10 protein-coding genes are annotated in these 10,628 nt (G+C 73.9%); 5 read left to right on the forward strand and 5 right to left on the reverse strand.

Annotation, left to right across the window (positions count from 1 at the left end):
- Positions 1–193: 193 nt before the first annotated feature.
- A complete protein-coding gene (locus tag LWC35_RS38015) occupies positions 194–1,048 on the reverse strand; it encodes a class II aldolase/adducin family protein (RefSeq protein ID WP_232875404.1) in 855 nt (284 codons plus the stop codon).
- Between the two features lie 114 nt (positions 1,049–1,162).
- Between LWC35_RS38015 and LWC35_RS38020 the strand changes: the two genes are divergently transcribed.
- On the forward strand, positions 1,163–1,630 hold the full coding sequence (locus LWC35_RS38020) for a hypothetical protein (RefSeq protein WP_232875406.1): 468 nt from the start codon (positions 1,163–1,165) through the stop codon (positions 1,628–1,630).
- A 2-nt stretch (positions 1,631–1,632) separates the two neighbouring features.
- Here LWC35_RS38020 and LWC35_RS38025 read toward each other — a convergent pair whose 3' ends face one another.
- Positions 1,633–2,574, reverse strand: a complete 942-nt coding sequence (locus tag LWC35_RS38025; RefSeq protein ID WP_232875408.1) for an NAD(P)H-dependent flavin oxidoreductase — start codon at positions 2,572–2,574, stop codon at positions 1,633–1,635.
- 75 nt (positions 2,575–2,649) lie between these two features.
- Here LWC35_RS38025 and LWC35_RS38030 point away from each other — a divergent pair, with 75 nt between their 5' ends.
- On the forward strand, positions 2,650–2,874 hold the full coding sequence (locus LWC35_RS38030; protein ID WP_037042737.1) for an RNA-binding S4 domain-containing protein: 225 nt from the start codon (positions 2,650–2,652) through the stop codon (positions 2,872–2,874).
- 5 nt (positions 2,875–2,879) lie between these two features.
- Here the strand turns inward: LWC35_RS38030 and LWC35_RS38035 are convergent, their stop codons facing one another.
- Complete coding sequence (locus LWC35_RS38035) at positions 2,880–4,958, reverse strand: acyltransferase family protein (RefSeq protein WP_232875409.1); 2,079 nt, start codon at positions 4,956–4,958, stop codon at positions 2,880–2,882.
- 211 nt (positions 4,959–5,169) lie between these two features.
- Positions 5,170–6,027, reverse strand: a complete 858-nt coding sequence (locus tag LWC35_RS38040) for a transglycosylase SLT domain-containing protein (protein ID WP_232875411.1) — start codon at positions 6,025–6,027, stop codon at positions 5,170–5,172.
- Between the two features lie 321 nt (positions 6,028–6,348).
- On the opposite strand from LWC35_RS38040, the gene soxR reads away from it, so the two are divergent.
- Positions 6,349–6,813: a redox-sensitive transcriptional activator SoxR gene (gene soxR, locus LWC35_RS38045; protein ID WP_232875412.1), complete on the forward strand. Its 465-nt coding sequence runs from the start codon at positions 6,349–6,351 to the stop codon at positions 6,811–6,813.
- A 323-nt stretch (positions 6,814–7,136) separates the two neighbouring features.
- On the opposite strand, the gene LWC35_RS38050 is transcribed toward soxR, so the two are convergent.
- A complete protein-coding gene (locus tag LWC35_RS38050) occupies positions 7,137–8,594 on the reverse strand; it encodes an AMP-binding protein (RefSeq protein WP_232875414.1) in 1,458 nt (485 codons plus the stop codon).
- A gap of 104 nt (positions 8,595–8,698) precedes the next feature.
- Between LWC35_RS38050 and LWC35_RS38055 the strand changes: the two genes are divergently transcribed.
- Positions 8,699–9,442, forward strand: coding sequence for a hypothetical protein (locus tag LWC35_RS38055; RefSeq protein ID WP_232875416.1), 744 nt, complete (start codon positions 8,699–8,701; stop codon positions 9,440–9,442).
- A gap of 47 nt (positions 9,443–9,489) precedes the next feature.
- On the forward strand, positions 9,490–10,245 hold the full coding sequence (locus LWC35_RS38060; RefSeq protein ID WP_232875418.1) for a tyrosine-protein phosphatase: 756 nt from the start codon (positions 9,490–9,492) through the stop codon (positions 10,243–10,245).
- Positions 10,246–10,628 lie beyond the last annotated feature (383 nt).

A 10,628-nucleotide genomic window follows, 5' to 3' on the forward strand; every position in this document is an offset into this window, starting at 1 on the left:
CCGGGTTCCTGGTGGACCGTGACCGCGCCGGCGGGGTAGACGTCGGTGGCCTCGCGGACCGCGCCGTGCAGGGCCGCGGCTCGTCGCCCCACTCCACATCGCTCGCTCGACTCGAGTCACCCGGGTGGAAGGTCACGCCGCGACCGGGAACCCGGCGCGTGCCGGGGTCCTCGCCGTGGTCACTCGTCCGCCGTCAGTCGAACAGATCCGGGTCGGTCCGGACGATCTCGTCCCACAGCGGCTGGAAGGCGAACCAGCCGGCGTAGTGCCCGCCGGTCTGCTCGCGGGTGAAGCGCGCGTTCGCCGGGTCGACCAGCGTCGGCGTCCCGGCCGCCTCGGCCAGCAGCTGGGCCTGGCAGTTGCGCTCGGTGCTCACGAACCACCACGCCGCCTCGGCGACGGTGTGCCCGACGGTGAAGATCCCGTGGTTGCGGTGGAAGCACATGGCGTTGTCGCCGAGGCCCTTCGCGAGCAGGCGGCCGGCCTCCGCGTCCACGACCACGGCACCGGCCCCCTCGGTGACCACCGTGTGGTTCTCGTAGAGCGCGCAGGCGTCCTGCGTGATCGGGTCGAGCGGCCGGCCGAGCGAGGACCAGGCCTTGCCGTACACCGAGTGCGCGTGGCAGGCGGCGACGACGTCCGGCCGGGCCTCGTGGACGGCCGAGTGGATCACGAACCCGGCCCGGTTCACCGGCTTGTTCCCGTACCGCACGGCCCCGGTGTGGTCGACCAGGATCAGGTCGGAGACCCGGATGTGCCGGAAGGACATGCCGAAGGGGTTCACCCAGAACATGTCCTCGTGCTCCGGGTCGCGCACGGTGATGTGCCCGGCGACGCCCTCCCCGAACCCGAACCGGCCGAAGATCCGCAACGCGCCGGCGAGCTGCTGCTTGCGGTGCAGCCGCTCCTCCTCGACGGTCGCGAACTCGGGCGGGCGCGGCAGGGCGATGCCCTCCTGGGTGGGCTCGAAGGAGGACATCCCCCCGCTGGCGGGGTCGGATGCCGCGTCGGACGGGGCGGCGGGTGCGGACGTCGTCGGTGCAGCCATCCTCCGACGGTGCGCCCCGCGGCCCCGGCCCGTCAACGGGGTCGGGGGAGTCGGCTCCCGGAGACGACACCCGCGTCGGGTAACGCCCGACCGGGGTCCCGACGAGGACCCGCGGTGGACGCGCGGCGGGTCGGGAGCCTGCGGTGGTACGGCGTGCTGCTGGTCCGGGTCGCCGGGCTGGTGCTGACGGCCGCGGTGCTCCAGACCGCCGCCGCCGCGGCCTGGGACGACCACGTGCTGGGGGTGCGCGGCCAGCTCGACCGGGCCACCGTCGTCGCCGTCCGGCACACCGCACCGGGGCGGGCCGACAAGGTCGAGGTCGACACCGCCCGGTTCGGCGGCCCGGTCCGGGTGATCACCCCGCGGAAGAACCTCGGGGTCGGCGAGGCGGTCGACGTCGTCGTCGATCCGCTGGACCCGGCGCGGGCCGCCCTGGCCGGCGACGGCTGGCCCTGGCGGCAGATCGTGCTCCCGCTGACCGGGCTGCTCGTGGTCGCCGTCCTCGTCGGGCGGTACGGCCGGTGGCCCGAGCCGGAGCCGCCCGCGGACACCGACGAACTGGTCCGGGGCGGCGCGACCTGATCTCAGGCGCCCTCGAGGTACCGCTCGGCCAGCCCGCCGAGGGTCTCCTCGAACTCCGCCACCGTCCGCCGGATGATCTCGGCGACGGGCTCGACCCGGCCGATCCGGCCGGCGACCTGGCCGAGCTGCGCGAGGCTCGCGTTGAGGTCGCCGTCGCGGTAGAGCCCGTGGATGGTGCCGAGCAGGGCCATCGGGTCGCCCTCGGTCGTGATCTCGAACGGCGCAGTGGCCTCGGTGCGCAGCACCCGGACCTGCTTGCCGTTGTGCTTGTTGATCAGCATGGTGTCGGTCTCGGTGGCCGCCACCACGGCGTCCTTCATGTTCTGGTGCACCGGGGACTCCTCGGTCGCCACCATCCGCGTGCCCATCTGCACGCCCTCGGCGCCGAGCGCGAACGCGGCGGCCATCGACCGGCCGTCGGCGATCCCGCCCGCGGCCACGACGGGCACCCCGACCTGCGCCGCGACCAGCGGGAGCAGCACCATCGAGGAGACCTCGCGCGGCGCCTTGAACCCGGCACCCTCGCTGCCCTCGACGACCAGCCCGTCGACGCCCGCCTCGATCGCCTTCTGCGCGCCGCGCAGCGACGGGACGACGTGGAAGACGGTCAGGCCCGCCTCCTTCAGCCGCGGCGTGTGGGCGGTGGGGGAGCCCGCGGACGTCGTCACGAACCCGATGCCCTCCTCCACGATCATGTCGACGATGGCCGGGTCCTTCACGAAGGCCAGCGGCAGGTTCACGCCGAAGGGCTTGTCGGTGAGCTCACGGGTGCGGCGGATGTCCGCGCGCACCTCCTCGGTCCCCAGCGAGCCGGGGACCAGGCCCATCGCGCCGGCCTCGGACACCGCGGCGACCAGCCGCGGTTTGGCGATGTAGCCCATCGGGGCCTGCAGGATCGGGACGTCGACGCCCAGCAGCTGGGTCACGCGGTTGGCGAAGGTCACGTCCGGCACACTAAACGAACGTTCACTCAGCAGGGAGGGTCCACGGCGAAACACCCGGGTGCGAGGATCGGGGCCATGGCAGCCACGCCGATCCAGGACGTCCCGATCGCGACCGAGCCGATCCGGCTCGGACAGTTCCTCAAGCTCTCCGGCCTCGCCGAGGACGGCGTGCACGCCCGGGAGCTGGTCGAGGCCGGCGAGGTCATGGTCGACGGCCGCGCGGAGACCCGCCGGGGCGCCCAGCTGCGGCGGGGACAGGTCGTGGCCGTGCACGGCCGGCGGGCCCGGCCGGTGGGGTAGGCGCCCTACCAGCCCAGGGCCTGGTGCAGCCGCTCCTCCATGACCGGGGCGAGCGAGGTCATGTACGTGGCCGAGACGTGGTTGAAGTCCATGTAGACCAGCACGTTGCCGATCTCGGCGGGGCAGAGCGACGCGTCGCAGAGGTGGTCGGAGAAGTCCAGGAAGGTCACGTTCGGCGGGACGTCCGGTGCCAGCTGGTACGGCGGGATCGGCCCGTAGACGTCCGCACGCGGCAAGCCGCACTCCGGGGCGCCCCGGCCGCGCTGCTGCAGGCAGTTCGGCGGGCTGAAGGACTGGTCGAAGCGGGGGTTGTCGCGCACGGCGATCACCGGGATGCCGAGCTCGTTCATCCGCTGCCAGGCGGCGACGAAGCCGGGCGGGGTGACCTCGGTGACCCCGGCCCGGACGTCCCGGCTGGCCAGGGTGAACACGGCGTCGGGGTGCAGGTCGGCGATCTCGTCGACCACCGCGGCGTTCCAGTTCAGGCAGTCCAGGTTGGCCGGGTCCACCTCGGAGGCGGTCGAGAAGGGGCAGGCCCCCTTGAGCATGTCGACCAGCTCCCAGTTGTTCCGCTGCGCGACCGGGGCCAGGGCGGCGGTGTACTGCTGGGAGTGCGAGTCGCCGACGACCACGATCCGCTTCGCGGGCGGGACCGCGGGGTCCGGCCGGGGCATCGTGCAGGCCTCGGCCGTCGGGTAGTGGGTCATCGGGCCACAGGCCCAGCCGGGGAACTGGTAGAAGTCGTCGGGCGCGGTGACCATCGGCGGGATCAGCTCGACGGACGGGTCGACGTCGTCGATCGAGCCGGCGTGCACGGCCATGGCGCCGGGGTGGTCGGGGTCGCCCACGGTCGCCGTCTCGTTCGCCCGTTGGGCGGCCTCGAACTGCCAGACGCCGCCGGCGAGCAGGACCACCGCGAGCCCGGCCGCCGCGCCCCGCCAGCGGGCGCGGTCGGTGAGCGGCGCGCGCCGGATGGGCTCTTCGACGAGATGGTGGGTGAGCACCGCGAGCGCGACCGACACCGCGACGATCGCCAGCCCGCCGCGCAGCCCGACGGTCTCCTGGTCGCGCACGACCAGGAAGAAGATCAGCACCGGCCAGTGCCACAGGTAGAGCGCGTAGCTCAGGTCGCCGAGGTACTTCGCCGGCCGCGAGGCGAGGATCCGATCGGCCCCGATCCGGCTGCCGGTCATCCCCGCGACCAGCACCAGACACGCCGCACCGGTGGGCCACAGCGCCGCGACGCCGGGGAACACGGCGTCGACCCGCAGCAGGGCGCCGCAGGCGACCAGCCCGACGACGCCGAGCCAGCCGAGCGCGATCCGCCAGCGGCGGGGCAGCGTGATCGCGTCGATCGTCAGCGCCAGCATGCCGCCCAGCGCGAACTCCCACACGCGCGTGAGCGAGTGGAAGTAGGCGAGGGGCTGGTTGGTGATCGTGAGCGCGACCGAGAAGGTCAGCGAGGCGGCGAACAGGCCGCTCAGCGTGAGCAGCAGGTGCGCGCGCAGCCGCTCCCGGGCCTGGCCGGCGACCAGCGCGACCAGCGCGATCAGCAGCGGCCAGACGATGTAGAACTGCACCTGGATCGACAGCGACCAGAAGTGCTGGACCACGCTCTGGGTGTTGTGTTGGGCCGCGTAGTCGACCGAGTCGGCGGCGAGCCGCCAGTTCTCCAGGAACACCGCCGAGGCGAAGAGCTCGTGCAGCGTCTGCTGCCAGCGGGCCTCGGGGAGCAGCAGGCCGCCGGCGACCGCGCAGGCGAGCAGCACCGTGAACGCCGCGGGCAGCAGCCGCGCGGCCTGGCGCGCCCACATCGGCCGGAAGCGGAGCCTGCCGCGGGCGGCGGACCGGAAGAGCTGCCCCGTGATGAGGAAGCCGGAGATCACGAAGAAGACGTCGACGCCGCCGGACACCCGTCCGAACCAGACGTGGTAGGCGACGACGAGGAGGACCGCGAGCGCGCGCAGGCCCTGCAGCTCGGGCCGGAACCGGCGGGCACGCTCGGTGTCCGCGGCGACGGCGGACGGGACGTGCGGGACGGGACCGGAGGTGGGCTCGACGGGATCGGGCCGCATCGCTGTCATCCGGTCCCTCCGCTGTCGCCTCCTCCGGCCCACCTCGTACACCCGTCCGGCCCCGGGGGGCACTCCGGGCGGGCCCCGCGGCGGGAGCGGGGGCGAGGGGGAGGCGTGGCCGGCCCGTCACCATCGGTGACGATCCGGGTCGTTCGTACTCTAAGCCGCACGGCCGGAACCCGCGCGGCGGGGCCCGGCCGGCTCGTCCCGGTGGCCGGGATCAGTAGCCCACGTAGCTGCCCGCGCTGTTGCTGCGGCCGCCGGCCTCGAGGGTGTCCATGCCGTAGTTCGCGATCATGTACCGGACGCCGGCGGTGATGTTCGCGACCGGGTCGGTGATCGAGCGACCGGCCAGGCTCGGGTGGACGTAGGCCCGGAAGGTCGCGGGGATGACCTGCATCAGGCCCTGTGAGGGGTTGCCGGAGCGGGCGTTCGAGTCCCACAGGTTGATCGCCCGCGGGTTGCCGCCGGACTCCGCCATGATGACCTTCTTGACGCCCGGTGCGAGGTCCTGCGGGAGATCGCAGATCTCCAGCGCCTGGGCGATCCAGCCGTCGACCCCGCCCTGGGCGATCAGCGCGTCGAGCTTGGCCTTGGCCGCCGCGGCGGCGGCCTCCTTCGCCTGCTGCTCCGCGATCTGGTCGGCGATCCGGCCGGCCTTGTCCAGCGAGGCCAGCTCCGTGTCCGTGGTCTCGGCCGCGGCCTCCTGGGCGGTGTCGCCGCCGTTGTTCACACCCGCCACCGAGTAGGCCACCGGGCTCAGGTGGGCGCCGGTGAGCGGCACGTCGGCCGGGTCGGCCTTGAGGGCCTCGGAGCTCGCGGTCAGCTGCGTGGCCGCGGTGGAGGTCTCTGCGGCGTCGGCGATCGCCGGGACGCCGGTGGAGGTGACGGCCGCGAACGTGCCCGTCGAGAGGACGCCGAACGCGGCGCCGACGGCGGCGGTCGTCGACGCGACGGTGCGCCGGGGGGCAGCGCGACCGGGGGCGGTCGCGTGCCTGGCGGCGTGCTTCGCGGGGACCCGGTGGGGAGCCGGGTCTCCGGTGACACGCCGGCCGCCTGGGGAGCGGTGGCCAGCCAAGGTGTTGAGCCTTTCGCCTTCTCGTGCACGTCACGGTCCGGCTCGGGCGGACCCGGGTCGGGGGTCCCGGGGAGCCGGTCGGGGACTCCGGCTCCATCGTCCGCTCGTGATCGGACCGTGATGACTGCCGGCGACACTACGGATCGTGAACCCTCGGACACAACCCCTGGAGCTGCCTGTCGCCGCTGCTCCGCGGCCGTTCGTCGCGCCGTCCACCGGCAACGTGTTCCGCGTCTCCTGCGACGAACGGTCACCGCGCGCGACCGGACGCTACCCACGCGTAGGGTGGACGTGAATCGAGCTTCAGCTGTGGGGGGCGCCGTGCACGCCAAGGACCTGCTGACCATCGGGGAAGTGGTCGCGCGCAGCGGCTTCCCGCACTCGGCACTGCGGTTCTACGAACGCGAGGGGCTGGTGAGCGCCACCCGGACGTCGGGCGGTCAGCGCCGGTACGAGCGCGGGGTGCTCCGGCGGCTCGCGTTCATCAGGGCCGCCCGCTCCATCGGCATCGGGCTGGACGACGTCCGCGCCGCCCTCGACGAGCTCCCCGCCGACCACACGCCGAGCAAGGCCGACTGGACGCGGCTGTCCAAGACCTGGCGGGGTCGGCTCGACGAGCAGATCGACGCCCTGGTCGCCCTCCGGGACGGGCTCGACTCCTGCATCGGCTGCGGCTGCCTCTCCCTCGCCCGCTGCCGGCTGATGAACCCCGAGGACCGGGCCGCCGCCGGGGGCGAGGGCGCTCGGATGCTCCCCGCCGCCCTCCGCCGCGGCCCCACCACCTGAGGCGCTCGCGAGCCGCGCCCTGGCCCCCCGCGAGTCGGCACTTCCGGCAGCGCGAGTCGGCGGTTCCGGCAGCGCGAGTCGGTGGTTTTGGCAGCGCGAGTCGGTGGTTTTGGCAGCGCGAGTCGGGGGTTTCGGCAGCGCGAGTCGGTGGTTTCGGCAGCGTGAGTCGGCAGTTCCGGGCCACCGAGTGTGCGTTCCCGGGACACGACGGAGATGTGTGATGCGGTGGCTCGAAAGTGCCGACTCGCGGGACCGGGGTTCCGCGAGTCGGGCTCTGGCCTCCCGTGAGTCGGGCTCCGGCCCCCCGCGAGTCGCGCCGCGCCTCAGCCCGGCATCCGCTCGGCGCGGAGGGCGGAGCGGCGCATCTTGCCGGTGTCCTCGCGCAGCGGGTAATCCACCCGCTCGACCGTCGCGGGCACCTTCTGCCGGGCCAGGCGCGCGGCGACGTGGGAACGCAGGTCCTCGTCGGACACCTCGCCCGCCGCGGCGTCGAGCTGCACGATCGCGTGCACCCGCGAGCCCAGGTCGTCGTCGGGCAGCCCGATCACGCACGACGAGAGCACGGCGGGGTGCGCGTCGAGCGCCGCCTCCACCTCGGCCGGGTACACGTTGGACCCGCCGACCAGGATCATGTCGCTGCGCCGGTCGGCCAGGTAGAGGTAACCCTCGGCATCCATACGGCCCATGTCGCCGAGCGACTCCCAGCCGTCGCGGCCCCGCGCGGTGGCGCCGAGGTACCGGTACGGCGACTCGGGCACCTTCATCCACACCTCGCCGACCTCACCGACGGGCAGCGGCCGGCCCTCCTCGTCGCCGATCCGCATCTCGCCGGACACGACCTGCCCGACCGAACCCGGGTGGGCGAGCCAGTCGACGCCGTCGATCATGCAGCTGGCCTGCGACTCGGTCCCGGCGTACAGCTCGAGCACGGTCTCGGGCCCGAACCACTCGAGGCAGCCGCGCTTGACGTGCTCCGGGCACGGGGCCCCGACGTGCAGCAGCGTCCGCACCGAGGAGACGTCGGCGGCCGCCCGCACCTCCTCCGGCAGCCGCAGCAGCCGGCCCATCAGGGTCGGGACGGCGTACAGCCAGGTCACCCGGTGCCGTTCGACGGCCTCGAGCACGGTGGCGCCGTCGAAGTGGTCGAGCACCAGCACCGTGCCCCCGCGCAGGAGACTGATCAGGGAGAACATGAACGGCGCGTTGTGGTAGAGCGGTGCGGTCACGGCGAAGACCTCGCCCTCACCCTCGAGACGCAGCCGCTCGGCCGCCTGCGTGACGACCCCGAACCGGCCCTCGTTCCCGGCGAGGATGATCTTCGGTCGTCCGGTGCTCCCGCCCGAGGTCGGCGCCTTCCAGGTCGGCGGGACCGCCGGCGGCAGCGGGCCAGGGTCCAGGGTGGGGTCGGGCACCCAGTCCGCGGGCAGCGACGGCCGACCGTCCGGCGTCGGCAGCCCGACGACGACGGCCGGGTCCGCGATCTCGATCAGCGCCGCCAGCTCGGCGGGCGGCAGCTTCGCCGAGACCGGCTGCGGGACCGCGCCGAGCTTCCACGCGCCGACGGCGGCGGCGTAGAAGGCCGCGCTGTTCGGCAGGCCGATCGTCACGAGCGAGCCCTCGCGCACCCCGAGCGCGGCGAGCTCTCGCGCAGCCCGGCTGGAGGTGGCGGCGAGCTCGGCGCGGGTCGTGGTGCCCGCGGGGTGGAGGAGGGCGAGGGCGTCGGGGTCCCGGTCCGCGAGCAGGTCGATCGCGCGGCCGACGGGGGTCTCGTCGGGGATCACCACCTGATCCTGCGCCTTCAGGGCCCTGATGCACATGCCTCCGCCGCACGGAGGTGGTGCTGGCCTCCCCGACCCGGCGCCCCCGCCGGCGAAGACTTCCCGGCATGCGACTCCTGCCCGCCGTCCTCTCCGCCGCCGTCCTCGGCGCCGTCCTCGCGGCCGGCGCGTGCGGCACGGCCTCCGCCGGTTCCCGCGTCGACACGCCGGCGCCGGCGGCGCCGGCGGCGGAGAGGGCCGCGACGCAGGACGTCCTGCCGCAGCCAGCACCCGTCGCCCCGCCGCGCCCCGTCTCGTCGGGCGGCGCGTCGCGAGCCCCGGTCGCCGACCCCGGCATGGACGCCGCCGCCGACGGCCTGCGCCCCTTCCTGCTGACACCGGCGGAGATCGGGCCGGGCTTCACGGCGGGGGAGGAGCCGCGACCGGACCCGGCGACCCCGGCGCTGTGCGGCGGGCCGGGCGTGGTCGCGCAGTTCCCGTACGCCGTGCGGGTCGGCGCCGCCGCCGAGCGCCCGGACGGGCTGGTCCAGGAGACCGTGAGCGTCTACGGCGACGAGGCGAGCGCCGCCGAGGCCTATCGCGCGTCGATCACGGGCATGTCCTGCTCGCAGGGCCACGTCGACGGGCGGCCGGCCGCGATCGCGCCCGCCGAGGACCTGCGCGCAGACCTGGGCCACGACGAGGCGACCGGCTGGCGCGTCGGCGGCGAGGGCTTCGACGTCGTCATGATCGCGGTGCGCGACGGCGAGGTCCTCATGAACTTCACGGTGCTCGCCCCCGAGGACGGACTCGCCACGCTCCCCGACCCGCTCACGATCGCGCAGGCAGGCAGCCAGAAGCTCCTGGGGTGAGGCGTCGGTCACCCGCGAGCCGGAGGTGCCGCCGTTACCGTGGGGTCGTGACCGACGCCGCCGTGCCGACCACCCCCGCCGACCGCTGGCTGCGCTTCGAGGGCCTCAGCAACATCCGCGACGTCGGCGGCCTGCCGCTCGTCGGCGGCGGGCACACCCGCTCCGGGGTGCTCCTGCGCAGCGAGTCCCTCGACCACGTGACCCCGAACGACGTCCGGCAGCTCGTCGACGGCCTCGGCCTGCGGCTGATCCTCGACCTGCGGACCGACCGCGAGATCGCCGAGCGCGGTGAGACCGAGCTCGCCCGTGCCGGTGTCGAGACCGTGCAGTTCACGTTCATCCCCGAGTCCGGACGCGAGCTGCCCGAGGTCGGCGACGACGTCCACCCCATGGTCGCCAACTACCTCGGCTACCTGCGCGACCGCGGGCCCAATGTCGTCGGCGCCGTCCGTAGGCTCGCGACCACGGACGGGACCGCGCTCGTGCACTGCGCCGCCGGCAAGGACCGGACCGGCACCCTGGTCGCCATGGTGCTCGACGCCGTCGGGGTCGAGCGGGAGGCCGTCGTCGAGGACTACGCGCTGTCCGCCACGAAGATCGAGGCGATGTTCCGGCGCTGGACCTCGCTGTCCGGCGAGGAGATGCCCGGGCCTGACGAGATCGACCGGCACAGCCCGCGGGCGGTCGCGATGGAGCAGGTCCTGGCCACGCTCGACGAGCGCGACGGCGGCGCCGTGGGCTGGCTGCAGGCCAACGGCCTCACGGACGACGAGCTCACCGCCCTGCGCGACCGCCTCGTCTGATCGAACCGAACCGCATTATGGTTCCATAACGCGCGAAAACCTGCTCGGAGACCGCGTTATGGAACCATAACGCGGAGAAGCGGGCCCCGGGATCGCGTCATGGAGCCAAACTGCGCGAAGAGCCCGCCCGAATCGCGCCAGAGAGCCGTGACGTGCGGAGACTCGCCCGAAGGTCGCGTTGTGGTCCCGTAACGCGCGACGACCCGCCGAGGGGCGCACTATGGTTCCATAACGCGCGAACGACCCGCCCATGGGTGCATTGAGCCTTTCTCAGTAGCGGCGCGGTGGTGGCGGGGCGACACGCCGACGACGGTGAGTTGACCCGGAACGGGCGCAGGACCCCGGTAGAGAAGTTGGTCCTTCCACAGATCAACACTCACACC

Origin of the sequence: Pseudonocardia kujensis (assembly GCF_021283305.1) — a bacterium.
In the GTDB taxonomy this organism is placed as follows: domain Bacteria; phylum Actinomycetota; class Actinomycetes; order Mycobacteriales; family Pseudonocardiaceae; genus Pseudonocardia; species Pseudonocardia kujensis.

Bases quoted from the DNA above. Each gene is read 5' to 3' on its own strand.
- LWC35_RS38035 (WP_232875409.1), bottom strand. From the start codon at position 4,958: ATGACAGCGATGCGGCCCGATCCCGTCGAGCCCACCTCCGGTCCCGTC.
- LWC35_RS38030 (WP_037042737.1), top strand. From the start codon at position 2,650: ATGGCAGCCACGCCGATCCAGGACGTCCCGATCGCGACCGAGCCGATC.
- LWC35_RS38015 (WP_232875404.1), bottom strand. From the start codon at position 1,048: ATGGCTGCACCGACGACGTCCGCACCCGCCGCCCCGTCCGACGCGGCA.
- LWC35_RS38055 (WP_232875416.1), top strand. From the start codon at position 8,699: ATGCGACTCCTGCCCGCCGTCCTCTCCGCCGCCGTCCTCGGCGCCGTC.